Origin of the sequence: Pseudoalteromonas translucida KMM 520 (assembly GCF_001465295.1) — a bacterium.
In the GTDB taxonomy this organism is placed as follows: Bacteria; Pseudomonadota; Gammaproteobacteria; order Enterobacterales; family Alteromonadaceae; genus Pseudoalteromonas; species Pseudoalteromonas translucida.
Map to the genome: position 1 here is coordinate 3237494 of NZ_CP011034.1, position 26156 is coordinate 3263649.

Annotated in this window: 27 protein-coding genes; 14 read left to right on the top strand and 13 right to left on the bottom strand. The window is 41.4% G+C overall.

Annotated elements, in window-relative coordinates; translation table 11 throughout:
• Positions 1-124 precede the first annotated feature (124 nt).
• Positions 125-1711, top strand: coding sequence for a nitric oxide reductase transcriptional regulator NorR (gene norR / locus PTRA_RS14970; protein ID WP_058374370.1), 1587 nt, complete (start codon positions 125-127; stop codon positions 1709-1711).
• A 5-nt stretch (positions 1712-1716) separates the two neighbouring features.
• Here the strand turns inward: norR and PTRA_RS14975 are convergent, their stop codons facing one another.
• A complete protein-coding gene (locus tag PTRA_RS14975) occupies positions 1717-1947 on the bottom strand; it encodes a hypothetical protein (RefSeq protein ID WP_058374371.1) in 231 nt (76 codons plus the stop codon).
• Entirely contained in the window at positions 1947-2843 is an 897-nt protein-coding gene (locus PTRA_RS14980) for a LysR family transcriptional regulator (protein WP_058374372.1), read from the bottom strand. The genes PTRA_RS14975 and PTRA_RS14980 overlap by 1 nt, the downstream gene beginning before the upstream one ends.
• Before the next feature lie 354 nt (positions 2844-3197).
• Here PTRA_RS14980 and PTRA_RS14985 point away from each other — a divergent pair, with 354 nt between their 5' ends.
• Entirely contained in the window at positions 3198-3764 is a 567-nt protein-coding gene (locus PTRA_RS14985; protein WP_058374373.1) for an NADPH-dependent FMN reductase, read from the top strand.
• Between the two features lie 12 nt (positions 3765-3776).
• On the opposite strand, the gene PTRA_RS14990 is transcribed toward PTRA_RS14985, so the two are convergent.
• Positions 3777-4217 (bottom strand): tellurite resistance TerB family protein, encoded by a 441-nt coding sequence (locus PTRA_RS14990; RefSeq protein WP_058374374.1) that lies wholly within the window; start codon positions 4215-4217, stop codon positions 3777-3779.
• Between the two features lie 100 nt (positions 4218-4317).
• Between PTRA_RS14990 and PTRA_RS14995 the strand changes: the two genes are divergently transcribed.
• On the top strand, positions 4318-4674 hold the full coding sequence (locus PTRA_RS14995) for a hypothetical protein (protein ID WP_058374375.1): 357 nt from the start codon (positions 4318-4320) through the stop codon (positions 4672-4674).
• Between the two features lie 2 nt (positions 4675-4676).
• Here the strand turns inward: PTRA_RS14995 and PTRA_RS15000 are convergent, their stop codons facing one another.
• On the bottom strand, positions 4677-5270 hold the full coding sequence (locus tag PTRA_RS15000) for a hypothetical protein (RefSeq protein ID WP_058374376.1): 594 nt from the start codon (positions 5268-5270) through the stop codon (positions 4677-4679).
• Positions 5271-5486: 216 nt separating this feature from the next.
• Here PTRA_RS15000 and PTRA_RS15005 point away from each other — a divergent pair, with 216 nt between their 5' ends.
• Positions 5487-5717, top strand: coding sequence for a hypothetical protein (locus tag PTRA_RS15005; protein WP_237113463.1), 231 nt, complete (start codon positions 5487-5489; stop codon positions 5715-5717).
• A gap of 160 nt (positions 5718-5877) precedes the next feature.
• Here PTRA_RS15005 and leuD read toward each other — a convergent pair whose 3' ends face one another.
• The 5 genes from leuD to fabR all read right to left on the bottom strand — a co-directional run bounded on the left by leuD (position 5878) and on the right by fabR (position 11587).
• Complete coding sequence (gene leuD / locus PTRA_RS15010) at positions 5878-6477, bottom strand: 3-isopropylmalate dehydratase small subunit (protein WP_011329519.1); 600 nt, start codon at positions 6475-6477, stop codon at positions 5878-5880.
• On the bottom strand, positions 6477-7877 hold the full coding sequence (gene leuC, locus PTRA_RS15015; protein ID WP_058374377.1) for a 3-isopropylmalate dehydratase large subunit: 1401 nt from the start codon (positions 7875-7877) through the stop codon (positions 6477-6479). Before leuC ends, leuD begins: the two co-directional genes overlap by 1 nt.
• Positions 7878-7944: 67 nt before the next feature.
• Entirely contained in the window at positions 7945-9021 is a 1077-nt protein-coding gene (leuB, locus tag PTRA_RS15020) for a 3-isopropylmalate dehydrogenase (RefSeq protein ID WP_058374378.1), read from the bottom strand.
• The gene (gene leuA, locus PTRA_RS15025) at positions 9018-10571 is read right to left on the bottom strand and encodes a 2-isopropylmalate synthase (protein ID WP_011329522.1); all 1554 of its coding nucleotides are present in this window, start codon (positions 10569-10571) and stop codon (positions 9018-9020) included. Before leuA ends, leuB begins: the two co-directional genes overlap by 4 nt.
• A gap of 395 nt (positions 10572-10966) precedes the next feature.
• Positions 10967-11587, bottom strand: a complete 621-nt coding sequence (gene fabR / locus PTRA_RS15030) for an HTH-type transcriptional repressor FabR (protein ID WP_058374379.1) — start codon at positions 11585-11587, stop codon at positions 10967-10969.
• A gap of 126 nt (positions 11588-11713) precedes the next feature.
• Between fabR and PTRA_RS15035 the strand changes: the two genes are divergently transcribed.
• Positions 11714-12847: an acyl-CoA desaturase gene (locus tag PTRA_RS15035; RefSeq protein WP_058374380.1), complete on the top strand. Its 1134-nt coding sequence runs from the start codon at positions 11714-11716 to the stop codon at positions 12845-12847.
• A 13-nt stretch (positions 12848-12860) separates the two neighbouring features.
• A complete protein-coding gene (gene sthA / locus PTRA_RS15040) occupies positions 12861-14291 on the top strand; it encodes a Si-specific NAD(P)(+) transhydrogenase (protein WP_208855511.1) in 1431 nt (476 codons plus the stop codon).
• Between the two features lie 181 nt (positions 14292-14472).
• Here sthA and hemE read toward each other — a convergent pair whose 3' ends face one another.
• Positions 14473-15537: a uroporphyrinogen decarboxylase gene (gene hemE / locus PTRA_RS15045; protein ID WP_058374381.1), complete on the bottom strand. Its 1065-nt coding sequence runs from the start codon at positions 15535-15537 to the stop codon at positions 14473-14475.
• A 527-nt stretch (positions 15538-16064) separates the two neighbouring features.
• On the opposite strand from hemE, the gene PTRA_RS15050 reads away from it, so the two are divergent.
• A complete protein-coding gene (locus PTRA_RS15050) occupies positions 16065-16535 on the top strand; it encodes an Rsd/AlgQ family anti-sigma factor (protein ID WP_058374382.1) in 471 nt (156 codons plus the stop codon).
• 75 nt (positions 16536-16610) lie between these two features.
• Here PTRA_RS15050 and fkpA read toward each other — a convergent pair whose 3' ends face one another.
• Positions 16611-17363, bottom strand: a complete 753-nt coding sequence (gene fkpA / locus PTRA_RS15055) for an FKBP-type peptidyl-prolyl cis-trans isomerase (protein WP_058374383.1) — start codon at positions 17361-17363, stop codon at positions 16611-16613.
• Positions 17364-17577: 214 nt separating this feature from the next.
• Between fkpA and PTRA_RS15060 the strand changes: the two genes are divergently transcribed.
• On the top strand, positions 17578-18576 hold the full coding sequence (locus PTRA_RS15060) for a WD40 repeat domain-containing protein (protein ID WP_058374384.1): 999 nt from the start codon (positions 17578-17580) through the stop codon (positions 18574-18576).
• The gene (locus tag PTRA_RS15065; protein WP_011329530.1) at positions 18563-18778 is read left to right on the top strand and encodes a SlyX family protein; all 216 of its coding nucleotides are present in this window, start codon (positions 18563-18565) and stop codon (positions 18776-18778) included. Before PTRA_RS15060 ends, PTRA_RS15065 begins: the two co-directional genes overlap by 14 nt.
• 23 nt (positions 18779-18801) lie before the next feature.
• On the opposite strand, the gene PTRA_RS15070 is transcribed toward PTRA_RS15065, so the two are convergent.
• Positions 18802-19005 carry a YheV family putative zinc ribbon protein gene (locus PTRA_RS15070; protein WP_041454614.1) on the bottom strand — a complete coding sequence of 68 codons (204 nt, stop codon included), beginning with the start codon at positions 19003-19005 and terminating at the stop codon, positions 18802-18804.
• 132 nt (positions 19006-19137) lie between these two features.
• On the opposite strand from PTRA_RS15070, the gene PTRA_RS15075 reads away from it, so the two are divergent.
• From PTRA_RS15075 to PTRA_RS15095, 5 genes are all read left to right on the top strand, one after another.
• The gene (locus PTRA_RS15075; RefSeq protein WP_058374385.1) at positions 19138-21060 is read left to right on the top strand and encodes an ATP-binding cassette domain-containing protein; all 1923 of its coding nucleotides are present in this window, start codon (positions 19138-19140) and stop codon (positions 21058-21060) included.
• Positions 21044-21469 carry a TIGR02444 family protein gene (locus tag PTRA_RS15080; RefSeq protein ID WP_058374386.1) on the top strand — a complete coding sequence of 142 codons (426 nt, stop codon included), beginning with the start codon at positions 21044-21046 and terminating at the stop codon, positions 21467-21469. The genes PTRA_RS15075 and PTRA_RS15080 overlap by 17 nt, the downstream gene beginning before the upstream one ends.
• Positions 21470-22091: 622 nt before the next feature.
• The gene (locus tag PTRA_RS15085) at positions 22092-23084 is read left to right on the top strand and encodes a hydrolase (RefSeq protein ID WP_058374387.1); all 993 of its coding nucleotides are present in this window, start codon (positions 22092-22094) and stop codon (positions 23082-23084) included.
• Positions 23081-23335 carry a YheU family protein gene (locus PTRA_RS15090; protein ID WP_011329536.1) on the top strand — a complete coding sequence of 85 codons (255 nt, stop codon included), beginning with the start codon at positions 23081-23083 and terminating at the stop codon, positions 23333-23335. Before PTRA_RS15085 ends, PTRA_RS15090 begins: the two co-directional genes overlap by 4 nt.
• Before the next feature lie 75 nt (positions 23336-23410).
• Complete coding sequence (locus tag PTRA_RS15095; protein ID WP_058374388.1) at positions 23411-24607, top strand: dipeptidase; 1197 nt, start codon at positions 23411-23413, stop codon at positions 24605-24607.
• A gap of 280 nt (positions 24608-24887) precedes the next feature.
• Here PTRA_RS15095 and tuf read toward each other — a convergent pair whose 3' ends face one another.
• Positions 24888-26072: an elongation factor Tu gene (gene tuf / locus PTRA_RS15100; RefSeq protein WP_058372367.1), complete on the bottom strand. Its 1185-nt coding sequence runs from the start codon at positions 26070-26072 to the stop codon at positions 24888-24890.
• Positions 26073-26156: the final 84 nt, after the last annotated feature.

Genomic DNA, 26156 nt, shown 5'->3' on the forward strand with positions numbered 1-26156 from the left:
TACACATATCGTGCCAATAAAATAAACATATACATTTCAATAAACTAACTTATTCACCTTTGCTTTTTGTGTCTTTATGACCTACCATAAATCAAATTTAAAAACACACATGAGTCATTTTGACATGAGTAGCGCAATTAACCTCACTGCTGTAGCGGTAAAGCTGGCTCAAAGCACATTAGATAAAAACTGTTTTGAGCAATTATTGACTGTCCTTGAAACAGTGATTACCAGTGATGCCAGCGCACTGCTTGAGCTACAAGGTGAGCAGCTCAAGCCACTTGCTATTAAAGGCTTAATGCCAGATAGCCTGGGGCGGCGTTTTAAGCTTAATGAGCACCCGCGCTTAGAAGCTATTTGTAATACTCAGCAACCACTGCAATTTGCCCATGACTGCCCATTGCCCGATCCGTACGACGGCTTGCTGCTAGCAAAAACTGGCGACATTCCGGTACACGCCTGCTTAGGCTTACCCTTATTCGATCAACAACAGTTATTAGGTGTGATTACGTTTGACAGCCTAAATGCCAATGCCTTTAACGCTATTAGTGCGCAAACGCTTAGCACCTTACAGACGCTATGCAGCGCACATTTTAAAACGGCATTACAGCTGGCTCATTACAAATTACATGCCCAGCATTCCAGCGCCTTAGTGCAAGAGCTTAACCGCGAAGCACTCACCCGTGATGGCGGCGAAATTATTGGTCAAAGCTCAGCAATACAAGCACTTAAAAATGATATAAAACTTGTCGCCGCCTCTAATTTTAGTGTGTTAATTTTAGGCGAAACCGGCGTAGGCAAAGAGCTGGTTGCACGTAATATTCATTTACACTCTAAACGCAGTGAGCAGCCACTTATTCATTTAAACTGTGCTTCGCTTGCTGAAAACCTCGCCGAAAGTGAGTTTTTTGGCCATGCTAAAGGCGCTTTTACTGGGGCAGATCATGCGCGCCAAGGTAAGTTTCAGCTAGCGCACGGTGGTACTTTATTTTTAGACGAAATAGGCGAGCTACCACTGGTACTACAAAGTAAATTGCTACGGGTATTACAAAGTGGCGAAATACAAACAGTAGGCGAAGACGAAGTGAAATATGTTGATGTGCGGGTTATTGCTGCTACTAATCGTAATTTAAAAAAAGAAGTAGCCGAAGGACGCTTTAGAGCCGATTTATATCATAGATTAAGTGTTTACCCGCTAACGGTAGCGCCGTTACGCCAGCGTGAAAACGATGTGGTTTTATTAGCTGGTTTTTTTGTTGAGCAAACCGCCCGAAAATTAGCAATAAAACAACTTAAGTTAAGTGTCGATGCACAATTATTGTTAACCCAATATCAGTGGCCGGGTAACGTACGAGAGCTTGAGCATGTAATTAGCCGCGCAGCACTAAAGGCCAAACAAAGCCAATGGCAACAAGCCATTATTACCATAAAGCCCGAGCACTGTGAGCTAAACCTTAGCGCTGGTAATACAACACAGTTACCATTACCTGCTAATACCACAAACACCACCACTGGCAGTAGCACCAACATAGCAGAGCAAAATTTATCACTTAAGCAAGCAACCGATACCTTTACCCATCATTTAATTAGTCAGCAGCTTGAGCTACATAATTATAACTGGGCAAGTGCAGCACGCACCTTAAAAGTAGATCGTGCAAACTTAGTTCGCTTGGCTAAGCGCTTAGGTATTTCAGTCAAAAAGTCGCTATAAAATAGCTATAAAATCGTCAGTTCGTCTAAATTAGGGGCTTTGCAACAAGTAGCCCCCAGCAGGTTAGCAAGCGATTGATAGTACGGCGAAAAATACAGCAACACTTCACAATGCAGCCCACTTTTTGCGTAATATTTAACGTAAAGTGGTGCGTTGGTAGCCATTGCTAGCTGTTTTATTTTAGCCAGCTCTGCATCTGCAAACATAGCATCACCTAAGTTTTTATAATGCCACATTAGCTTACTTTATATGTTTGAAAATAGGTTTTTAACAGCTGGCTAAATGCCTGCACTTTTGCGGTACGATGCACTAAATGATGCGTTACTAGCCATATATCAGTACACCAGATTAATTCATTAGATAAAATGGGTACTAAATTAGCGTATTGAGCCGCAACATTGTGCTGTAACCCACCAATTCCTAAGCCTTTTATTACAGCGCGAGTAGCTTCTGAGGTTTCTGACACACGTAGTTTTATTTGCGGCGCTGCAATATGCTGATCTACCCATTCAAAATACGGCACCCGCGCATTAAAGCCCGCCACGCCAGAAATAAAGTTATGCTGCTGTAAATCACTCAGTGATTTAGGCATACCGTATTTATTAATATATCGCTGATTAGCATATAAACCCGAGTTAAGCTGAGCCAAATGCTGTGCAATATAGTCGCCTTCATCGGGCCTTGGCCCTACACGTACGGCAATGTGCGCCTGACCGTGATCGAGCCGTAAACGCTTTTGTTCTAAAATCATCTCAAGTTGCACTTGTGGATGTAGCGCCTGAAATTGCTCGCACACATCGCCAAGCACATCCATAAAGCCACTAACCGTAGTTAACAGTAAACTGCCGCGCAGTGTGCTATCGGCGGCCGCAATATCATTATGTAACTGCTCAAGCGAATTATCGATCACTTGTGCGGTATTAAACAACTTTGCGCCTGTTTCTGTTGCTTTATAGCCACGAGCATGGCGATGAAACAAACGTGTGTTTAAGTTTTTTTCAAGATTATTAATTCGCCTAAGCACTGTACTATGGTGCACATTAAGTGCCTCTGCCGCCGCAGTTAAGGTACCTAAACGTGCAACCTCAAAAGCCACTTTAACATCTTGCCAATCTTCAAACTTAACCGCCATACTGTGCCACCTCAAACTTATGTGCATATACGCACATAAATGTTGCGTTTATTCGGGTTTTCTTCAAGTCATTTTTTGTTAAAGTAGCCCCATATTATCTACATTAACCTGAACTCTGGTTAAGAGATTTACTAACGTATTGAATCATAGTTATATTTAATTTTATTTTCTCTAGCCAGAGGTTTTCAGTGAAAACAAGGCGAGTTTACGCGTCAATAGCTGGCCTATTGCAAGTAAATTCAACGCAGTTAGCGCTGAAAATAGCTGCTTGAGATAAGTTTATTATCCGGAGCTCAGGTTACATTAGCCCGAACTTTGGTTAAGAGATTTACTAACACATTAGCAGGATAAACCATGACAGCACCAAAAATTATTGCTTTAGCAGGTAGTTTACGTAAAGACAGCTTTAATCAACAACTGATCAATGAAGCAGCACGCTTTGCATTAGAAAGTGGTGCAGAAGTAGAAATAATTAAACTTGCCGATTTAAATATCCCACTTTTTAATCAAGATATTGAAGCGCAAGGTACACCTGCCGATGTGCAGTTGTTAAAAGAGAAATTACGTGCTGCAGATGGTATTTTATTAGCCAGCCCTGAGTACAATGGCTCTATTACTGCCGCGCTTAAAAATGCAATCGACTGGGCTTCTCGCACAGAGCAAGGTGCGGTACCTGCTTTTCGTAATAAAGTTGTGGCGTTATTTGCTGCATCGCCTGGTGGATTAGGTGGTCTACGTGGCTTAAACCACGTACGTGATATTTTAAGTGGTATTGGCTCATTAGTACTTGCCGATCAGCTAGCGGTACCGGCTGTGCATACTGTACTCGATGAAAACGGCCTAATTAATAACCCAAATACAGCAGAACAAGTGTCGGCATTAGCGCAACAATTAGTAACCGTTGCCAGCAAGCTTAGCTAACTAGCTAACACTCTATTTTGTCGCCGCAATTTTTGCGGCGATAAAATCTACATGAGTTACATATAACAAGCCTGCCACTTTACGTATTACGTACTCTTCTTGCGGATCAATCTCACCATCGGCATAGGCCAAGCGCCATAACAACTCTATTATTTCAATGCGCTGCGCCGCACTACAATGTTGGTTAATTTGTTTTGAAAACTGAAAATAATCTGTCGCGCTATCCACGCTACTGTTTGCATTATTTAGCAGCTCGTTTACGTCTGCATCGTTTAATGCAAAATAGCGTTTTAAGGTAGTTGTTAGAGTATGTTGTTCATTATCATCTAACTTAGCATCTGCGCGCATTACCTCAATTAATAATGCAGCAACCGCTGTTTTTAAATCATGCTCTTGCATACTTGGCTGTTGCTCATCGAATACAGAAAAAAGTTGTTTTATTTGTTTGAACATCACACTTTCCCTTATTGGGTGTTAAACTTAATATAAATAAATAGCGCTTAATACTGATAGTATTAATGGGTATAAAGTTCGCAAATTAAAGGAATTATTTATGCAAGGATTAAACATTAGCTTAGTTATTGGCGGTGCTTTGCTAGTTTGTGCAAGCGTAGGCACAGCTTTTGCCAAACAAGCAAAAACAGAAAAACTCTACGACTTTGATAATAAAGTACATTATTACCAAACAAAACTCGACGATAATAACTATAAAATAGAGATCCAGTCAGACGATTACAAACACTTTGCAAATCAGAGTGTATTTTTACTACGCCATGCTAATCGCTTGTGCCTTAATAAAATATTTATGCTTAAAGTGCTGGATGGCGTGCAAGAGTACGAAAGTATGCCTACTAACCCTAGAGCTTACCAACCAGCATTAAGCGTTTTACTACAGTGCGAAGATGAGTAATTTTAGTCTGTGTATCCCCAAGGGGCTGCTGGCGGAGTGATGGGTTTAGTTAAATCAAAATCCACTTTAAATTCGCGGCCTTGGCGAATTAAACGATAAGTAAATACCTCAGGATAAATATACATTTGCCAAGTATTACCTACCGACTGCGCTATCCCTTGTGCAACAAATAATTCTTTTGAGTATTGATCGGCAGGAAACGACTGCATTTGTGCAAAGCCAGCATCATTTGTATGCCCGCCATACATAGTTGAGACATCGTTAGAACCATTTTTATGGCGATGGTCGTGCTTTAAGCTTAAGCCACTGCCCGTTTTAGTAATGATCCAAGTGCGCGATGCATCATCACCCACATGAAATGGCACTTGCAGCTCACTGTCGGTACATTTACGTACATGCATTACTAATTTTTTACCCGCAAACGAGCTTGGTCCCGCGGCGTTATCAACACTTACCTTGCCTTCATAAGCTTTACCGCAATGTGCAGCAATATTACTAAAAAACGCATCGTGGCTGGCAATAGACACCAAAGGCGCAGGGCTTGCTACAACAGTTGATGAAGCCAGTAATAAAGTGGCTGCAGTTAATAATTTCATCACATATTCCTTATAATAGTTTTTAGTACCATAGCCCTTTAACTCACTTAAAGGAAGTAATCACGATGAACCACCAAAGTGCAGGAGCAACCAATAAACGATACTTGCAACTCGCTGATAATTTTAAAATAAAAATTATTGCAAAAAAAATATAATAATTAAATACAGTCATCTGTAAAATTAATAACGAGCATGGAGCGCAGAGCCAAATGACAAATGACAAATTATATAGGTTTAATAATCATCATATTACTATTGATTTTGCAAAATTGTTATGACCTTTCCCTAGGTAAATACCTTGCTCAGCACTACCCAAATGAATGGCAAAAGCTTACCCAAAATTCTTTAGATGGAACAGCACACGCCAATCTTGCTGCATCATTTGAAAATGGCTTTTTTGCGACCATAGATGACTCGAAAGTAACCGTTTTCAAACCTTTAAAATGATAAATCTATTAATAGTGGTAGCCATTACTGCCACTAGTTTTGCTGCTGCATTTTTGTTTTGAACCAATTGATAAAATAATTAATGTGTTGCCGCTAAAATAAAAAAGCGCAGCCTATGCTGCGCTAAATAATCAGATGTATTTTAATTTATTTCAGCTATTTACTGCCAAGGGCGCTCTGCAGCAAGTTGCTGCTCAAATGCGTCTATTTGTGGGTTTAGCGTTTCGGTTACGCCAATAAAGTCTAGGCCGCTTAATAGACGCTCTTTTACGTCTTTGCGAATATCAAAACTAATGGGGGCAAATTTAGTGCTAGTCAATGTTTGATTTTCAAGATCGATATCGATATGAATATCGTCATGTTGCTCACTTAACACAAATAATTGCTCTAGCGTATCGCCAGGCAGTGCAATAGCGAGCATTTGATTATTGCCACAGTTATTAAAGAAAATATCAGCAAAGCTTTCAGCCAAAATCACTTCAAAACCATATTGCTTTAGTGCCCATGGCGCGTGTTCGCGTGACGATCCACAACCAAAGTTGTCGCGCGTTAGTAATATTTGTGCGCCTTGGTAGCAAGGGCGGTTTAAAATAAAATCAGGGTTTGGCTCGTCATTTTCTAAATAGCGCCAATCATAAAATAATGCGGCATCAAAGCCTTCGCGGCTGGTTGAGGTTAAAAACTGTTTTGGAATAATTTGATCCGTATCCACGTTGTTTTTATCCAATGGGGCCATTAAGCCACTAAAATAAATGCTCATTAGGCTTCTCCTCTAATATCAACAAAGTGACCATGTATAGCTGCCGCAGCGGCCATTGCAGGGCTAACCAAATGAGTGCGCCCACCACGGCCTTGGCGTCCTTCAAAGTTACGATTTGAGGTGGATGCACAGCGTTTACCTGCACCTAAGCGGTCGTCGTTCATTGCTAAACACATTGAACAACCCGGCTCACGCCACTCAAAGCCAGCTGCTTTAAAAATATCTGCTAAACCTTCGTCTTCGGCTTGTTTTTTAACTAAACCAGAGCCCGGTACAATTAACGCTTCAATACCGGCAACTACTTTTTTGCCTTCAACTATTTTTGCTGCTGCACGTAAATCTTCAATACGGCTATTGGTGCACGAGCCAATAAATACGGTATCTACTTTTGCACTTGATAACTTTTCGCCCGCTTTTAGGCCCATGTATTTTAATGCGCTGCGAATCGCATCGGCTTTAATTAGGTCAGGCTCTTTATCTGGATCCGGAATACACTCGTCTACGCCAATCACTTGCTCTGGACTAGTGCCCCAAGTAATTTGTGGCTGAATGCTGCTGGCCTCTAGCTCAACAACATGATCAAACTGCGCACCGTCATCTGTTTTTAATGTTTCCCAATACTTAACAGCTGCGTCAAAATCAGCGCCTTTAGGAGCAAATGGGCGACCTTTTAGGTAATCATAAGTGATTTGGTCAGAAGCAATTAAACCGGCTTTAGCACCCATTTCTATACTCATATTACACAGCGTCATACGTGCTTCCATCGACAACGCTTCTATCCCTTCACCACAAAATTCTGCAACGTAGCCAGTGCCACCCGCTGTACCTAGCTTACCAATAACCGCCATAATTAAGTCTTTTGCAGTAACTGTGGGACGCAAACGGCCATTTATTTGAATTTTTAACGACTTAGCCTTTTTTTGTTGCAGTGTTTGCGTTGCTAATACGTGTTCAACCTCTGAGGTGCCAATACCGTGAGCAAGCGCACCAAATGCACCATGAGTCGACGTATGGCTGTCACCACAGACTATGGTAGTGCCGGGCAAAGTTATGCCCTGCTCTGGCCCCATAACATGCACTATGCCTTGGTTAATTGAGTTTAAATCGTAAAGCACAATGCCAAACTCTTTGCAGTTTGCATCTAGCGCCATTAATTGATTTTTCGACACTTCGCTTGCGGCATCCAATGAGCGACTTTTGGTCGATACATTATGATCCATAGTGGCAAAGGTTTTTTCTGGGCAGCGTACAGTGCGGTTTTTTTCACGCAAACCAGCAAAGGCTTGTGGTGATGTAACTTCGTGTACTAAATGACGGTCAATATAAAGTAAGTCGGTTTGCTCGTTGATGCTGGCAACTGTATGTGCTTGCCAAATTTTGTCGTATAACGTTTGGGCCACTTGTTAATCCCCTAATCTGTTTTGAGCCGCAGCCTAACGGAGCTGCGGCATTAAAATGTGTTTTCAGTTAAATGCGCGCAACAATCGCTGCAGCAACATCATTGGTGGTATAGCCAGCGTTTGGAAATATATCTGGCGTACCTACGCCCGCTGCAACGGCTTCAGCTACTGCTTTTTCAATAGTGCGTGCTGCTTCGTCTTGGCCCAATGAGTAACGCAGCATTAGTGCGGCACTTAAAATTTGTGCGATCGGATTTGCCACGCCTTTACCTGCAATATCGGGGGCTGAGCCACCGGCAGGCTCGTATAAGCCAAAGCCCGACTGGTTCAAGCTGGCCGATGGTAATAACCCCATAGAGCCGGTGATCATCGCGCACTCATCAGACAAAATATCGCCAAATAAGTTATCGCACAGTAATACATCAAACTGGCTTGGCTGTTTTACAAGCTGCATTGCTGCGTTATCTACGTAAATATAATCAAGTTTTACTTCTGGGTAGTCTTTACTTACTTCGGTAACAACTTCGCGCCATAGTACGCTTGAGGCTAAAACGTTGGCTTTATCAACCGAAGTAACATGGCTACTACGCAGTTTTGCGGCTTCAAAGGCAAAACGTGCAATACGCTCTATTTCTTTACGTGAGTATCTTTGCGTATCGAATGCTGATTCATTTTCGCCTTCGCCGCTGCGCCCTTTTTCACCAAAATAAATGCCACCGGTTAGCTCACGTACACACAAAATGTCAAAGCCTTGCTCGCTAATATCAGCGCGTAATGGCGATGCTGTGCTTAGTGCTGGTAATAATTGTGCTGGGCGTAAATTACAAAATAAGCCAAAGTGTTTGCGCAGTGGTAACAGTGATCCGCGCTCAGGTTGCTCATCCGGTGGTAAGTGCTCCCACTTTGGACCACCAACAGCACCAAATAAAATAGCATCAGCATTTTCACAGGCTGTAACTGTACTTTGTGGTAATGCTTCTCCATGCTTATCGATGGCTGCCCCACCAATTGCATGATGCTCGCGGTTTAGAGTAAAACCAAACTTATTGCTCACTGCATCCAGTACTTGCTCTGCTGCTGCCATTATTTCTGGGCCAATACCATCACCCGCTAATACGGCTACACTGTAGTTTGTTTTACTCATCCTGCTTTCCTTTGTTGTTTTAAATCAGACACTTTTTGTGCACGATAAATTAAGTTATAAACACGAACCATAGCGCGTACCGACGCTTCTACCACATCTGCTGCTATGCCCGCACCGTGATAAGGGCGGCCGTTAAATTTAGCAATAATGTTTACCTGGCCAAGTGAACTTGCACCTTGGCCTGTGGCTTCTAAGTTATATTCAATCATTTCTACGCTCATTCCGGTTAAGCGCTCAATAGCAGCAAAAGAGGCTTCAACTGGGCCATTCCCCGTTGCTGCTTCTTGTTTAGCTTCGCCATCTATCAACATGCCAATTGTAGAGCTGGCTACCGATTGTGAGTTAGATACAGAGTTAACAAACTCTAATTGGTACTTTTCGTCTTTGTCGTTAATTTGATTAAAGTAAATCATCGCTTCAAGGTCGTAATCGTATACAGTACCTTTTTGATCAGCCAAGGCTATAAAACTTTCGTATAGACTATCCATATCGTAATCAGACTTTTGATAGCCTAATTCTTCTAAGCGATGTTCAATAACGTGGCGCCCAGAGCGTGAGGTCATATTTAATTGGTTGCTCGGTACACCCACACTTTCTGGCGACATAATTTCGTAGGTGTTTTGCGCTTTTAATACGCCGTCTTGATGTATACCTGAACTATGTGCAAAGGCGTTTTCGCCCACAATGGCTTTATTAGGCTGTACTGGCATATTACAAATTTTAGCGACTTGGCGAGATGCGCGATAAATTTCTTCACTTTTAATATCGGTATACACGTTTAAGTGGTCTTTACGCATTTTCATGATCATGGCCACTTCTTCAAGTGAGCAGTTACCCGCACGTTCGCCGATGCCGTTAATAGTACACTCAATTTGGCGAGCACCCGCTTGCACAGCAGCAATAGAGTTGGCAACGGCTAAGCCTAAATCGTTATGGCAATGCACACTTAAGCGTGCTTTATCAATATTTGGCACATTGTTCATTAAATGGCGGATCATGCCTGCATATTCGTCCGGCGTTACAAAGCCAACCGTATCGGGTAAATTAATAGTAGAAGCACCGGCTTTAATTGCCTGCTCTACAATGCGGCATAAATCCCAATGCGGTGTACGTCCGGCGTCCTCACACGAAAACTCCACATCATCGGTATAGTTACGTGCTAATTTAATTGATTTAACTGCCATAGCAGTGGCATCGTCTAAGCTCATGCGTAACTTGTGCTCAAGGTGCAAAGGGCTGGTAGCAATAAAAGTATGAATTCGACTTTGCTGCGCGTTGCGAAGTGCTTCGCCACATGCTTCAATGTCTTTAGCAACTGAGCGCGCTAAGCCGCAAATAATTGGCCCTTTAACCTCAGTAGCAATACGCTGTACGGAGCGAAAATCTGCTGGGCTCGATACCGGAAAGCCCACTTCCATTACATCTACATTTAAGCGACTAATGGTGTGCGCTAGCTGAATTTTATCATCTTCGGTAAGGCTTGCTTTAAGCGCCTGCTCACCATCACGTAATGTGGTATCAAAAATCCATACTTTATCTTGGTCTTGCATAACAGCCTCTCATTCCAATGCTATTTATAATTAACTTACCCTGCCGCGAGATAAAAAAAACCCCGCAAGTGCGGGGTTTTTTTATGTTTAGCTCAATGCAAACACACTAATCCCCGCTCACTTGCCATAGCAGTAAGAGGTTCAGTTTTAGTGTAATTAAACGAATAATATGCATCTTGCTTTCTTATTTGTGTCGAGTGAGGCTTATTTTTAACATTACCATGCACAAGGTGCAAGCATAAAAATTCCAATTCTTGTATTTGATATCGCTTCAAACAGAAATAATTATGCAACAACAGAAGGTTTGGTGAGGTTTTTTAACAAAAAAGCACCGCAAAGTGCTTAAATTACTAAGCACTGTAAAGTACAGTGCTTAGATTAACTTTTTACTCTGTTTAAATCTCTTTATTTGTTTCTCGCACATAATGCGCTGCACCACGAGTAATGTAGCGTAATTGCCAAATAACACGCTCTACTAATTCATCGCGTTGTAAGCCCTCTAAATCAAGCGCTTCTGCTCCCGCATTAAATACCAGTGTTACCATGGCTTCAGATTGAATGTACGCATGAATAGCATCACATTTTGTTTCGCTTTCTAGGTAGTGAGCTAACTCTAAAATAAAGTGTTTAACTTCACGCGCTACCGCCGCTCTAAATGCTTTTGAAGTACCAGAGCGTTCGCGCAGTAATAACCTAAATTGATTACTCGAGTTGTCAATAAACTCCATAAAGGTCACCACCGAGGTATTTATTACGCTACCACCGCTGGCAATACGCCGACGCGCTTGGCGCATAAGTTGACGCAGAGTTAAACCTGCTTCATCAACCATGGTTAAACCGAGTTCGTTCATATCTTTAAAATGTCGATAGAAAGAAGTTGGTGCAATACCGGCTTCACGCGCAACTTCGCGTAAACTTAAGTTTGAAAAGCTATGATCGGCACTCAACTGATTAAATGCCGCCTCAATTAACGCTTGTCGTGTTTTTTGTTTCTGTTGCGCTCTAACACCCGACATCAACAGCTCCCTGAATGAATTTATAGCAAATTTTAATTAAAATAGTTTAATTACTCAGTCTAATACTTGACGCCAAGAGTTTGAAATATTATTTTAGCTTACAGTTGTACGCTGAGATAGAGAATTATGAACAAACCACCACTTATTTGGACCAACGTCCTATTTTTTAGCCTTACTTTTTTGGCCGCGATAACGCTTGTGCCTTGGTATGGTATTAACTACGGATTTTCTAGTGCCCACTGGATTGCCTTTGTCGGCTGCATGTTTTATGCGGGCTTATCAATTACTGCCGGTTACCACAGATTATGGGCGCATAAAACCTATAACGCCCATCCGGCGGTTGAGTTTGTGTTTGCCTTAGGCGGTGCATTTGCACTGCAAAACAGTGCACTACATTGGAGCAGCGACCACCGTGTACATCACGGCCAAGTTGACGACCCAATAAAAGACCCTTATGCCGCAACCAATGGTTTTTGGTATAGCCATATTGGCTGGATGTTACGTGACTATCAAGCTGATAGCTACGGCGATTACAGTAACTGTCGCGATTTACAACGCAATAAAATTGTAATGTGGCAACATAAACATTATTTAAAATTAGCTCTTTTAATGAATGTAGGCCTACCTCTTACGCTAGGGTTACTAGTTGGCGATGTATGGGGCATGTTATTACTTGCCGGTTTACTGCGCTTGGTACTTAGTCAGCACTTTACCTTTTTTATTAATTCGGTAGCCCATATTTGGGGCTCTCGTCCGTACACTGAAAAAAATACCGCCCGCGACAACGGCTTTTTAGCCCTATTTACATATGGCGAGGGGTATCATAACTTTCACCATATTTTTGCCAGTGATTACCGTAACGGCATTAGGTGGTTTCATTATGACCCCACTAAATGGGTTATTCGCTCGTTAGCTGCCCTTGGTTTAGCCAGTAAACTAAAGCGCACACCGGTTGAGCGTATTGAAAAAGCCAAAGCCGAAACTTTAATGAGCAAAACACAAGTTCGTCTTGCAAAATTGCCTTTGGCACAAGATAGGCTTACATTACTACAACAAGAATATGATTTACTGCTGAAAAAACTGCAAAATTATTGTTCACTACAAAAACAAGTGTTAGAAGTTAAAAAAAATAACATGGCAAAGCAGTGTGAACGTTCAGCATTAATGGCACAATACCATGAGCTGGAAGCCGCCTGGGAAAACCAAAAACAGGCATGGCTAGCACTTAATGCGAGGTTATTAAAAGCCTCTTTTAGTTAATATAGGAGTGGCTGTGGCCAAACAACCAGAAAAGAAAAAAACACCCGTGACATACCAATATGATGCAATAATTATTGGCACGGGTCCTGGCGGTGAAGGTACCGCTATGAACCTTTCAAAAAATAACAAAAAAGTGGCTGTTATTGAACGCCACGAAGCCGTAGGTGGGGGCTGTGTACATTGGGGAACCATTCCTTCTAAAGCTCTACGTCACTCGGTTAGCCGTTATATAGAATATAAAACAAACCCTTTATTTAATACCGGTGATCGACTTGCTCGGCTCACTTTCCCTGACATTTTACGCCATGCCAGCTCGGTTATTTCTAAGCAGTCTAATTTACGTAGCAGCTTTTACGACCGTAACCGTATTCAAATGTTTCAAGGCGACGCACGTTTTATTGATAAACATACAGTTGAAGTAACTCGCCAAGATGGTTCAACTGAGCGTTTAACGGCCAAAACTATTGTTATTGCTACAGGTTCGCGCCCATACCGTCCGCCAGAAGTAGACTTTACCCATTCTCGTATTTACGACAGCGATACTATTTTAGGGTTAACCCACGATCCACATCGCGTACTTATTTATGGTGCGGGTGTAATTGGTTGTGAGTATGCCTCTATTTTTAAAGGCTTAGGTGCCAAAGTTGATCTAGTTAACACTCGCGACCGTCTACTTGCCTTTATGGACACAGAAGTATCTGACGCGCTGAGTTATCACTTTTGGAATAGCGGTATTGTAATTCGTCATAACGAAGAGTTTGATCATATTGAAACCCGTGATGACTGTGTAATTATGCATTTAAAATCGGGTAAACGCGTAAAAGCTGACTGTATTTTGTTTGCTAACGGCCGCACCGGTAATACCGACAAGCTTAACCTTGAAGCAATTGGCTTAAAACCTGATAGCCGTGGTCAGTTAAAAGTAAACGAAACCTATCAAACCGAAATTGACAACGTATACGCTGTAGGCGATGTGATTGGTTACCCAAGCCTAGCAAGTGCCGCATTTGACCAAGGCCGTATTGCAGCTGATGCAATTTCTTGTGGCAACTGTGATGAAAAGCTGATTATTGATATTCCAGCGGGTATTTATACTATTCCTGAAATGAGCTCAGTAGGTAAAACCGAGCAGCAACTTACCGCAGCTAAAGTTCCGTATGAAGTAGGCCGTGCGCAATTTAAACACCTTGCACGGGCGCAAATTGCGGGTACCGAAGTGGGTACTTTAAAAATATTATTTCATACAGAAACCAAAGAAGTACTGGGTGTACATTGCTTTGGTGAGCGCGCCTCAGAAATTGTCCACATTGGTCAAGCCATAATGGAGCAAAAAAATGGCGGCAATAATATTGAATACTTTGTAAATACCACTTTTAACTACCCAACCATGGCTGAAGCCTACCGAGTTGCGGCGTTAAATGGGTTAAATCGCTTATTTAAATAAAGCTTTTAAGCTAGGAATAACCTATGTAATGCGGTTATTTTATAAATAGGCAATAACGACGCATAAGCGCCAAACACGCCTTATTAAAAAGCCCGCTTACTAAAAATAGTAAGCGGGCTTTTTGTTATTTAGTATGCAGTAAAATAACGCACTAAACACTCAGTACTTTATTTGGTATTAATTACTTATGATATTTAGCACTGAACTCATGCACAGCATTAATAAACACACCTGCGTTTTCAGGGTCTACATCTGGTGTAATACCATGGCCAAGGTTAAATACATGGCCATTACCTGTGCCAAAGTCCTCTAATATAGTCGCTACTTCTTGACGAATACGCTCTGGCGTACCGTGCAGCATTGACGGGTCCATATTACCTTGTAATGCTACTTTGTCGCCTACACGGCGCTTAGCATCGCTAATATTAATGGTCCAATCAAGGCCGATAGCATCACAACCAGTTGCTGCAATTGCTTCAATCCATTGGCCACCATTTTTAGTGAACAAAGTAACTGGTACTCTACGGCCATCGTATTCACGAATTAAACCATCAACAATTTTATGCATATACTGCAGTGAAAACTCATTGTAATCACGCGGGCTTAATACACCGCCCCATGAGTCAAACACCATTAACGATTGTGCACCGGCTTTAATTTGCGCATTTAAGTAATCGATAACCGAATCAGCTAGTTTATCGAGTAATAAATGTAGCGTTTGCGGCTCTGCAAATGCCATTTTCTTAATTTTGCCAAATACTTTGCTGCTGCCGCCTTCAACCATATAAGTAGCTAACGTCCACGGTGAACCCGAAAAACCAATTAATGGTACTTCGCCTTTTAGTTCACGACGAATAGTACTAACCGCATTCATTACATAACCAAGATCGTCGTTTGGATCTAGCTTAGGAATTTTTTTAACATCGGCAAGCGATGAAATTGGACGCTCGAACTTTGGACCTTCACCCGTTTCAAAGTACAGACCTAAGCCCATAGCATCTGGAATGGTTAAAATATCACTAAATAAAATAGCGGCATCTAACGGGTAGCGGCGTAATGGCTGTAGTGTTACTTCGCAAGCAAGCTCAGCATTTCTACACAGGCTCATAAAATCGCCCGCTTGTGCACGTGTAGCACGGTATTCTGGTAAATAGCGTCCTGCTTGGCGCATCATCCATACTGGAGTTACATCAACAGGTTGTTTTGCAAGTGCACGTAAATAACGGTCGTTTTTTAATTCGCTCATAGCGTAAAATAATCCTAATGCTTATAGAAATTGAGCAAGATTGTACCACCATATTCATTACCTCTCTATCGCTAAGCGATTAAATTGACAGCAACAGGAGGTAGATCAAGATGTTTTTAGTTTTTAGCTGTTTTTGACTATTAAACAAGCAAATAGCAGCAACATTTAAAACTTTTAATTAATATGTTTGCAACATACTTAAATCCTTGGTATTGTTTATCCCGCGTTAACAAAAACAATAATAAAAATCTTAAAACAATAAAAATAAAATTATTTAAAATAACAATAACAAAAATCTTCTCATAAAAATAAGAAAGCTTGTTACAACAAGCCATAGAAAAAAATTAAGCCACCGTAACAGGTGGTTTTTTCTTGCCTGCAATAAATTATCAATTCCCTACAAATAAAATAAACTGCTTCTAGATCATCTATTTTACTAGTTGATATACACACCAATTAACTATATCTTGAGGTATAAACAATTTTTACTTTTAACTAAAAAACCAACCCAGCTTAGGAGAACGATTATGCTGACGCGTGTAGAAAATGCTCAACAAAAGTGGGGGGGTAGCCATACTGTAATTGATAAATGGCTAAACGAGCGACAACGCCTCATTGTGCTTTATTGTAAGCTAGCCGGGTTTTCACCTTCTGATAAAAAAGATCATGCCCTGCCTGAACCACAGCAAATTGAAACGTTTTGCCAAGTTTTAATGGATTATTTATCTGCCGGTCACTTTGAAGTATATGATGACATTGCTAAGGCTTGCGAAAGTAAAGGCCCAGAAAGCCAATTACTAGCAAATGCTATTTACCCAAAAATAACAGATACCACCGACATTGCGCTAGATTTTAACGATAAATACGCTGAAGTTGATAAAGAAGATTTACTCGTTGGCTTTGACAATGACCTATCTGTTCTTGGTGAAGCACTAGAAGCACGCTTTGCGCTAGAAGATGAACTTATTGATAACTTATTTGCTAATCACACCGATTAACAAACGCAAAGTTAGTTAATCGCATTAAAAAAGGGACTTAAAGTCCCTTTTTGTATATGTAGGCTAAATTATTATTTACTCTGCTGCTGCAGCATCTGCATCGCTTTGAATCTCTAATAATTCAACTTCAAATACAAGCGTTGAATTAGCAGGAATTTTACCTAAATCACGATCGCCATAAGCTAGCTCAGAAGGAATTGTAAATTTATATTTAGAACCAACAGACATAAGTTGTAAACCTTCAGTCCAACCAGTAATTACACGGTTAAGAGGGAAAGTTGTTGGCTCGTTACGTGAATATGAACTATCAAATTCAGTACCATCTAAAAGTGTGCCTTTATAATGTACTTTAACTACATCTGTTGCGGCTGGTTTTTCGCCATCACCTTGAGTAATCACTTCGTACTGTAAGCCAGACTCAGTAACAATAACGCCTTCTTTTTTAGCGTTATCAGCTAGGTATTTAACACCCGCTTCTTTGCTTTTTTCAGACTCTACTTTTGCTTGTGCTTCTTGCTTAGTACGCACTGATGTATCTAACTCAGTTAATACTTCGCGAATTTTTTCTTCGTCAATTTTTGCATTACCAGCAAGTGCATCTTCAAAACCACGAATTAACAGCGCTTGGTCTAGTTCAATACCAATTTCTTTTTTATCGGCTAAGTCTTTATTTAAAAAGTTACCTACCGATGCGCCAATACCGTATGCTTGTTGCTGCGCTACAGTGTCTAGTTTAACTTCAGCTTGCTCTTTTTTTGCTTCTTGATTACATGCTGTAAGCGCTAAAACTGACGCTGCAATCAATGACAATTTAATCGTCTTTTTCATTTTAAATCTCCGACACACTTTGCAGTTGCCATTTATTGTATTATTACTAGTTAAAGATTAACGACCTACATGATAGGCTGCTTGTTTAATAACTAAAATTTACGTTGTTAGCTAAACTAAAAACATATCCAGTGATTAGACAAACAACCTAGGCCTTCAACGAGACCTAGTCTAACCTCTCAATCACTAAGAGTTAAGAGGAAATGCTTGTAATATGCCGTTATTTCGTACTTTTTTTATCGTGTCTTGCTGTTTATCGGCCATCGCCTGTAGTGATGAAAAACAACAAGCTGTTGCCAGTTATGAACATGCTGCACAAGGCGCGTTTTCATCGGCGCTATCACATGATGGTAAATACAGCTTAGTCTCCTCCATTAACCATGGGGTCGCGCTGTGGGATAATCAACAGCAAGCACTTAAATACCAATGGTTTCAGCAACAAGCCCAAGATAGCCTAGTTTATGCCGTTGCTATCGCTTTTGACAACAGTGTGGCTGTTACCGCCGAAAAAACCACCTTTGCGGTATGGGATATTGCCACCGGCGTAAATAAAGGTTATTACAAAATACAAAAATCCAGTATTCGCGATATTGCTATAAGCAATCAAGGCCGTAGCGTACTATACGGGCGCAGCGATGGCGTTGTGGTGTTTATTAACCTTGAAACTGGCCGCCGTATTGAGTTTTTAGGCCATCAAGAAAAAGTAAACACCGTCGATCTTGCCCCTAACGGGCGCTATGCTTTAAGTGGTTCAAACGATTACGTTGCTTACTTTTGGGATACTCGCACCGGGCAAGTGATTCATCGCTTTAACCACCCCACTCGTGTTACTCAAGTGACGCTTGACCCACAAGGTCGCTATGCATTTACGGCCGACAGTATGGCACAAGCAAATGTATGGAAGCTGACTACAGGTGATCTTGTAAGTAAACTGAAGTATATTGCGCGTCAGAAAATTTTCACGGCGGTACGCTTTAACGATCAAGGTGATTTGCTAGCAACGGGGTCGCCTAATAAACGCGTTGATTTATGGCAAATACCAAGCGGTGAAAAAATTCAAACTTGGCAAGTGACGCCACGCGAAGGCAGTAAGCCTAAATCGGCCGTGGTGCTCGATGTAACATTTACAGATAACGGCAGGTCGTTATTAACCGAAAGCTCCAGCGGTATCGCAGAGCGATTTATTATACGAGAGAATAATGAACACAATTGAACATCGCTTAATGGAACTTGAGGCCAAAGTGGCTTTTCAAGACGAAACAATTGATATTTTAAATGACGAAATAAAGGTTCACCAGCAGCTGTTGGCAAAAATGAAGCGCCAAACAGAGCTACTGGCTGAAAAAATTAAAGAATCGCAGTCATCATCATCGATGATGTCAAACGAACCTGAGCCACCGCCGCCGCATTATTAATATGCAGCTATGCAGCAAAGGATTTAATCTCCTGGTTTAAACACGCCTATAACTTGTTCAAACTGGCGTGTTGACGCCTGCACAGCCTGCTCTGGCTGTGCCATTTTATGGCCACACTCTACACATTCTACTTTTTCTACATCATGCTCTTTGTAAAGCATTAACCTATCCATGGCTTTACATTCAGGACATGTTGCCCCAGCTATAAATCGCTTTTTTTGTTTCACGAGGTTTTTCCCACAGTTTGACCTAATGTTATTTTATCGTATTACGTGATGCGTTGATACGGTTGATATGCCCAATACGATCCGTGTTATCATATTGGCAATTCAATTAGGGCACAGTAAAGTAACGCATTTATGATCCAAATCTCAGAAATAGAACTTCTTCGTGGCGGTAAAGCTTTATTAAAAAATGCATCTGCTACGTTATTTCCAGAGCATAAAGTAGGCCTAGTAGGCGCTAATGGTTGTGGTAAATCAACCCTATTTAGTCTCTTAAAAGCAGAGCTACAGCTCGATGGCGGTAACTTTACTATACCTAAAGACTGGTCTATAGCGTCAGTAAAACAAGAAACTCCCGCACTTGAAATAAGCGCAATAGACTATGTACTACAGGGTCATCCGCAGTATTACGCCATGCGTATTGCACTGCGTGAAGCCGAGCAAGCTAACGATGGCGACGCGCAAGCTAAAATACATATTCAGCTTGAAAACATTAAAGGCTATAGCATTGAATCAACCGCCGGTGAGCTATTACATGGTTTAGGCTTTGCTAATAACCTAATAGAAAACCCGGTAAGTTCGTTTTCGGGTGGCTGGCGCATGCGCTTAAATTTAGCCCAAGCGCTTATTCGCGATGCCGACTTGTTATTACTTGATGAGCCCACTAACCATCTTGATTTAGACGCAGTATATTGGCTTGAACGTTTTTTACGTGCTTATACTGGCACTTTAGTGCTGATATCGCATGACCGTGAGTTTTTAGATGCCGTAGTTGATCAAATTTGGCATATAGATAAACAACTTATCAACGTGTACAAAGGCAACTACTCGCAGTTTGAGCGTCAAAAAGCCGAGCGCATGCTACAGCAGCAAGCCATGTTTGATAAGCAACAAGAGCAAATTGCTCATCTAGAACAGTTTATAACTCGCTTTAAAGCTAAAGCTAGTAAAGCCAAGCAAGCACAAAGCCGCGTGAAAGCGCTTGAACGCATGGAAAAATTAGCGCCAGCACATGCCGACTCACCATTTAACTTTGAGTTTGCCGAGCCAAAAGCATTACCAAACCCACTAATGACAATAGATAAAGCCAAAGCGGGTTATGGTGATGTCACCATTTTAAATAATATAGAATTAAACTTAGTACCAGGCAGCCGCATTGCTTTGCTTGGTCGTAATGGCGCGGGTAAGTCAACGCTAATTAAACTGCTTTCGGGTGATTTAGAACCTCAAGCTGGAAAAGTTATTCAGCATCATGGGCTAAATATTGGTTATTTTGCGCAGCATCAGCTTGAGTCTCTCGATTTAAAAGCCAATGCAATAACACATATACAACGACTAAACCCAAAGGCTACTGAACAATCACTGCGTGATTTTTTAGGCGGCTTTGCCTTTATTGGTGATAAAGCCCTTGAGCCAGTAGCACCCTTTTCGGGGGGCGAAAAAGCACGTTTAGTACTTGCCATGTTGGTATATCAAAAGCCAAATTTATTACTACTCGATGAGCCAACCAACCACCTTGATTTAGAAATGCGCCATGCACTTGTTATGGCACTGCAAGGCTTTGAAGGCGCTATGGTTACCGTATCGCACGACCGCCATATGCTTAAAAACACCGCCGATGAGTTTTACTTAGTAGATGACGGCAAGGTAACTCAATTTGGTTACGACCTAGACGCGTATTACCAATGGCTGCTTAACGCCAATAAAGAAGCGACTAAAACAGAGCAAAGTGACGAAGTAAAAACTAATTCAGGTGTTAACCGTAAAGAGCAAAAACGCCTTGAAGCCGAGTTTAGAAAAGCCACGCAACCGCTTAAAAAGCAAATTGAAAAGCTTGAAAAACAACTCGACAAATACGCCGCAGAGCTCAATGAGGTTGAAGTAGCGTTAGGTGATAACGAGCTATATTCTGATGACAATAAAGCCAAGCTAAAAGAGTTGCTAGCCAAGCAAGCCACGCTTACACCTAAGCTTAACGACATTGAAGAAGAGCTCCTTATGGCACTAGACGAAATGGAACAAAAAGAGCAAGCGTTCGCCGATGAACTTGCTCAATAGCGATCATTTTTGGCAATTTGCCTGCACTTTGTACGCAAAGCCTGTGCAACAACAAACCTTGCTGGAATTACAAAACCAGCAAGGCAAAAATGTTAACTTGTGTTTATTACTCCTGTATTTAGATTCACTAAACTTAGTTGTAAATAGTCAGCAGCTTGGAGTATTAACACAAGTTGTTAATGAGCTCGATAATAACGTGATGCAGCAACTACGTGCAGCACGCAGTTATTTAAAAGTACACCAACAAGCTATTACTGACTATGCAAACATACGCAAAGAGCTGCTTAGCGCTGAGCTCAAGCTTGAAAAGCAGCAACAGCAAATGCTAATAAATGCAGTAAATGAATGTGAATTGGTAGAGTGTGCCGAGCCAAATAATATTGAATTATATTTAAAGATCAGCTTTTAGGTACAAGCACCAGAAAAAGCTGCTCGCGCATATTTCAATACTTATGAGTCCTGCCCTCTTTTGCTGCTCATTCTTTTCTCTTTGTGCAAAAAGTCTTTAAGCGATTTACTCACAAAGAGGTTAAGAGGCGCTGCGCTTTTAGAGGGAGGATTACACTTCTTTAGTCTTTATATTCTCAGTGGTCAAAGCTGTTTTCACCTACTCCCTTTTACCCATCTGTTAAACCTAGTACCTTCCTCTCAAAACATGATCCAAATCAACTTCATATCGCTCATTATTTCACTTAGGTAAATAACTTGATCTTGATCATAACTGTATTCCTAAACCCAGCTTATGATTAACCCATAGACATTAGGAGGCAAGTTATGGACGTATTCTTCAGAGATTTTTTTACCGACCCAGTACTGTTCTTATCGTTTGGTTTTCTGGGGATCGTTATTAGCTTGTGCCTTTTCTTTGTATACTACTTTATTAAGAAAGTACAAGAAGCAGAAGTTCCTGACCAAAATTAAGCACGACGCACAAAGCGCCTATCAGTTTACTGATTAGGCGCTTTTTATTTTCCTAGCCGAAAAATTTGCTACACTAGCGCCTCGTTTATCGTAAAGTGTGTAGTACAAACATGATCCATAAGTTCAAACCCGCATGGTGGATGACCAATCGTCACGTTCAGACCATAATGCCGCGTTTTTTCCGCCCATTTCATCATACTCGCTACCAATTAGAGCAACTTGATACTCCCGATGGTGATTTTATCGAGCTTGCTTGGTCGCTACCGCATAACGAAACGGCTCCCCTTGCTGTGGTACTACATGGACTTGAAGGCAATATAAATAGCTTTTATGCCAAAGGCATGATGAAAGCCTTAAAAAAGCAAGGTTTTGCAGTAGTGCTTATGCATTTTAGAAACTGCTCCACCGAAGTAAATCGCTTACCACGTGCTTATCACAGTGGAGATACCGCCGACTTAAGCTTTTTTATAAACCACTTAAAGCAGTTATATCCTAATCGACCTTTAGTTGCGGTAGGCTTTTCGCTAGGTGGTAATGTACTCGCTAAATATTTAGGCGAACAACAACAGCAATGCCCATTAAGTGCAGCAGCCCTGGTCTCGGCACCTTATGATTTGTCGGCATCATCGGATGTTATTCGCAAAAGCTTAGGTAAAATTTATCAAAAATATTTACTCGATCGCATGAAAAAATCAATGCAGCGTAAATTGCCGCAAATCGAAAAAAAAATATCTTTAACGCCTGAACAATTAATGAAAATTGACGATTTGCTCGAATTCGATAATCAACTTACCGCACCTTTACACGGCTTTGAAAATGCACATGATTATTACCGCCAAGCCAGTGCTATGCCGTATTTAAAACATATAGCGGTGCCAACATTAATTATTCATGCCAAAGACGACCCTATGCTCTCTATAAAGGCTGTACCAAGTAGGCAAGATGTAAGTGAGCATGTTACGCTGCGCATCTCTGAAAAAGGCGGACATGTGGGTTTTATTAGCGGTAAAAATCCATTTAAACCGGTATTTTGGTTAGAGCAAGCGGTGCCACGTTATTTTGGCCAATATGTATTAGATAAAACCAACAAAGAGTCAGTATGATCATTCCTTACGAGCAACTTGATAAAGACACCTTATACAACCTAATAGAAAGCTATGTACTGCGCGAAGGTACTGATTATGGCGAAGTAGAAGCCAGCATCGAATCTAAAGTTAACCAAGTAAAGCTGCAGCTAAAAAGTGGCGAAGCTATGGTGTTTTTTTCAGAACTACATGAGTCGGTAACTATCATTTCCAAAGGTGAATTTAAAGCGCTGCAAAGTGAAGAGCACCAGGCACAATCGTTTGATTAGATACAGTTAACTTTGTAGCACTTGTAACTTTTGTATTGAAAGTACACAATGGCTTTTTACCCAAAGAGCCATAAAATGATAAAACTCAGCACTCTAGTGGTAGCCATATCACTAGCATTAACCAGCCAAGCCAATGCAGCAACAACAATAACCGCATCAGATAAAGCAATTAAGCTGGCAAAAGACACAATTTTAATTGATACCCATATTGATGTACCTTACCGTCTACACGACAAATGGGCCGACGTTACCAAAGCCACCGACGATGGTGACTTTGACTACCCTCGCGCTATACAAGGCGGTTTAAATGCCCCATTTATGTCGATTTATATTCCTGCCCACCTAGAATTTGAAGGCAAAGGTAAAAGCTATCAACTTGCTAATTTACTTATTGATAGCATGGAAGCAATTGCACAACGTGCGCCCGACAAATTTGCAATTGCCAGCTCAACTGCCGATATAGAAGAGCAGTTTAAGCAAGGTAAGCTTTCGATTGCTATGGGCATGGAAAATGGCTCACCTATTGAAGGGGATATGAAAAACCTGCAGCACTTTTTCGACCGTGGTGTGCGTTATATCACCCTTGCTCATTCGCAAAGCAACCATATTTCAGACTCGTCATACGACATTCGCCGTAAATGGAAAGGCTTAAGCCCTTTTGGTAAAAAGCTAGTTACTGAAATGAACAATATTGGCATGTTAATCGACGTTTCGCACATTTCTGATGATGCGTTTTATCAGGTAATAGAACTCTCTAAAACACCCGTTATTGCCTCGCATTCATCGCTACGCAAATACACACCCGGTTTTGAGCGTAATATGAATGACGACATGCTACTGGCGCTGAAAAAAAATGGCGGGGTTATTCAAATTAACTTTGGCTCAAGCTTTGTTACCGCTAAAGCCGGTAGTTGGGGCAAGCAGCTAAAAAGTACAAAAGAGTCTGCTAAAAAAGAAGGCACCAAATTAAGTAATGATTTTGATGCTGCATATCGCGCTAAAAACCCCTACCCATTTGCCAGCCTTGAACAAGTACTTGATCATATTGATCACGTAGTTGCGCTAATTGGTATTGATTATGTAGGTATTGGTTCTGATTATGATGGTGTTGGCGATTCGCTGCCGATTGGCTTAAAAGACGTGTCTAGCTATCCTAACCTAGTACAAGGTTTAATGGATAGGGGCTATAGTGATACCGATATTAAAAAGATTTTAAGCGGCAATACACTACGCGTTTGGAAACAAGCCGAAGCGTATGCGAAAAAGCATTAGGCTCTAGATATCAGGTATCAGGTATCAGGTATCAGGTATCAGGTATCAGGTTAGAAAAGCATAGCGAACACTAACTTCAATATATAACGCGGCCAATAGTCGCGTTTTTTATCCTCAGGGTTGCGTAAAAACTCCATCCAAACGAGAATATTAAAATTAACCCCGAGTGCTTTTTTACCTAAAACCTGATACCTCGCACCTGAAACCTGTACTTTATTTCAGGCATTAAAAAAGGCCACTTAAGTGACCTTTTTCTAATAATTAACTTAAACGTTAATTATTACGCTACGATGTTTGCAACAACGCCAGCGCCTACAGTACGACCACCTTCACGGATAGCGAAACGAAGACCTTCGTCCATCGCGATTGGCGCGATTAGAGTTACTGTCATCTTAACGTTATCACCAGGCATTACCATTTCTACGCCTTCTGGTAACTGTACGTCACCAGTTACGTCAGTTGTACGGAAGTAGAACTGTGGACGGTAACCTTTGAAGAATGGAGTATGACGACCACCTTCATCTTTTGAAAGTACGTATACTTCTGATTCAAAAGTAGTGTGTGGCTTGATTGAACCAGGCTTAGCTAGTACTTGACCACGTTCAACGTCTTCACGCTTAGTACCACGTAAAAGTGCACCAATGTTCTCACCAGCACGACCTTCGTCAAGCAGTTTACGGAACATTTCAACACCAGTACAGATTGACTTAGTTGTATCACGGATACCAACAATTTCAATCTCGTCGTTGATGCGGATAATACCAGCTTCAACACGACCAGTTACAACAGTACCACGGCCTTGGATTGAGAAAACGTCTTCGATAGGCATGATGAATGCTTTATCGATGTCACGCTCTGGCTCTGGAATGTAAGAATCAAGTGCATTTGCAAGCTCAATGATCTTATCTTCCCACTCTTTCTCGCCTTCAAGCGCTTTAAGTGCTGAACCTTGAATTAGTGGTAAGTCATCACCTGGGAAGTCGTATTCTGAAAGAAGTTCACGAACTTCCATTTCTACTAGCTCAAGTAGCTCTTCGTCATCAACCATGTCACATTTGTTCATGAACACGATGATGTAAGGAACGCCAACTTGGCGAGAAAGCAGGATGTGCTCACGTGTTTGTGGCATAGGACCATCAGTCGCAGCTACTACTAAAATAGCACCGTCCATTTGAGCAGCACCAGTGATCATGTTTTTAACATAATCGGCGTGACCAGGACAATCTACGTGTGCGTAGTGACGAGTAGGCGTATCGTATTCAACGTGAGACGTTGAAATTGTGATACCGCGCTCGCGCTCTTCTGGAGCGTTGTCGATTGATGCGAAATCTTTAGCAACACCGCCGTATACTTTTGCAAGTACGTTAGTGATTGCTGCAGTTAATGTAGTTTTACCGTGGTCAACGTGGCCAATTGTACCTACGTTAACATGCGGTTTTACGCGTTCAAACTTTGCTTTTGCCATGACGGAACCTATCAGTTTTGTGTATCTATATTACATATGAAAATAATCCACCATAGGTAGATTAAGTTGATTTTTTCAAATTTC

What these genes read in the sequence shown, in the direction of transcription:
- norR (WP_058374370.1), top strand. Translation starts at nt 125, where the DNA reads ATGAGTAGCGCAATTAACCTCACTGCTGTAGCGGTAAAGCTGGCTCAA.
- PTRA_RS14975 (WP_058374371.1), bottom strand. Translation starts at nt 1,947, where the DNA reads ATGTGGCATTATAAAAACTTAGGTGATGCTATGTTTGCAGATGCAGAG.
- PTRA_RS14980 (WP_058374372.1), bottom strand. Translation starts at nt 2,843, where the DNA reads ATGGCGGTTAAGTTTGAAGATTGGCAAGATGTTAAAGTGGCTTTTGAG.
- PTRA_RS14985 (WP_058374373.1), top strand. Translation starts at nt 3,198, where the DNA reads ATGACAGCACCAAAAATTATTGCTTTAGCAGGTAGTTTACGTAAAGAC.
- PTRA_RS14990 (WP_058374374.1), bottom strand. Translation starts at nt 4,217, where the DNA reads ATGTTCAAACAAATAAAACAACTTTTTTCTGTATTCGATGAGCAACAG.
- PTRA_RS14995 (WP_058374375.1), top strand. Translation starts at nt 4,318, where the DNA reads ATGCAAGGATTAAACATTAGCTTAGTTATTGGCGGTGCTTTGCTAGTT.
- PTRA_RS15000 (WP_058374376.1), bottom strand. Translation starts at nt 5,270, where the DNA reads ATGAAATTATTAACTGCAGCCACTTTATTACTGGCTTCATCAACTGTT.
- PTRA_RS15005 (WP_237113463.1), top strand. Translation starts at nt 5,487, where the DNA reads ATGACAAATTATATAGGTTTAATAATCATCATATTACTATTGATTTTG.
- leuD (WP_011329519.1), bottom strand. Translation starts at nt 6,477, where the DNA reads ATGAGCATTTATTTTAGTGGCTTAATGGCCCCATTGGATAAAAACAAC.
- leuB (WP_058374378.1), bottom strand. Translation starts at nt 9,021, where the DNA reads ATGAGTAAAACAAACTACAGTGTAGCCGTATTAGCGGGTGATGGTATT.
- leuA (WP_011329522.1), bottom strand. Translation starts at nt 10,571, where the DNA reads ATGCAAGACCAAGATAAAGTATGGATTTTTGATACCACATTACGTGAT.
- fabR (WP_058374379.1), bottom strand. Translation starts at nt 11,587, where the DNA reads ATGTCGGGTGTTAGAGCGCAACAGAAACAAAAAACACGACAAGCGTTA.
- PTRA_RS15035 (WP_058374380.1), top strand. Translation starts at nt 11,714, where the DNA reads ATGAACAAACCACCACTTATTTGGACCAACGTCCTATTTTTTAGCCTT.
- hemE (WP_058374381.1), bottom strand. Translation starts at nt 15,537, where the DNA reads ATGAGCGAATTAAAAAACGACCGTTATTTACGTGCACTTGCAAAACAA.
- PTRA_RS15050 (WP_058374382.1), top strand. Translation starts at nt 16,065, where the DNA reads ATGCTGACGCGTGTAGAAAATGCTCAACAAAAGTGGGGGGGTAGCCAT.
- fkpA (WP_058374383.1), bottom strand. Translation starts at nt 17,363, where the DNA reads ATGAAAAAGACGATTAAATTGTCATTGATTGCAGCGTCAGTTTTAGCG.
- PTRA_RS15060 (WP_058374384.1), top strand. Translation starts at nt 17,578, where the DNA reads ATGCCGTTATTTCGTACTTTTTTTATCGTGTCTTGCTGTTTATCGGCC.
- PTRA_RS15065 (WP_011329530.1), top strand. Translation starts at nt 18,563, where the DNA reads ATGAACACAATTGAACATCGCTTAATGGAACTTGAGGCCAAAGTGGCT.
- PTRA_RS15075 (WP_058374385.1), top strand. Translation starts at nt 19,138, where the DNA reads ATGATCCAAATCTCAGAAATAGAACTTCTTCGTGGCGGTAAAGCTTTA.
- PTRA_RS15080 (WP_058374386.1), top strand. Translation starts at nt 21,044, where the DNA reads ATGAACTTGCTCAATAGCGATCATTTTTGGCAATTTGCCTGCACTTTG.
- PTRA_RS15085 (WP_058374387.1), top strand. Translation starts at nt 22,092, where the DNA reads ATGATCCATAAGTTCAAACCCGCATGGTGGATGACCAATCGTCACGTT.
- PTRA_RS15090 (WP_011329536.1), top strand. Translation starts at nt 23,081, where the DNA reads ATGATCATTCCTTACGAGCAACTTGATAAAGACACCTTATACAACCTA.
- PTRA_RS15095 (WP_058374388.1), top strand. Translation starts at nt 23,411, where the DNA reads ATGATAAAACTCAGCACTCTAGTGGTAGCCATATCACTAGCATTAACC.
- tuf (WP_058372367.1), bottom strand. Translation starts at nt 26,072, where the DNA reads ATGGCAAAAGCAAAGTTTGAACGCGTAAAACCGCATGTTAACGTAGGT.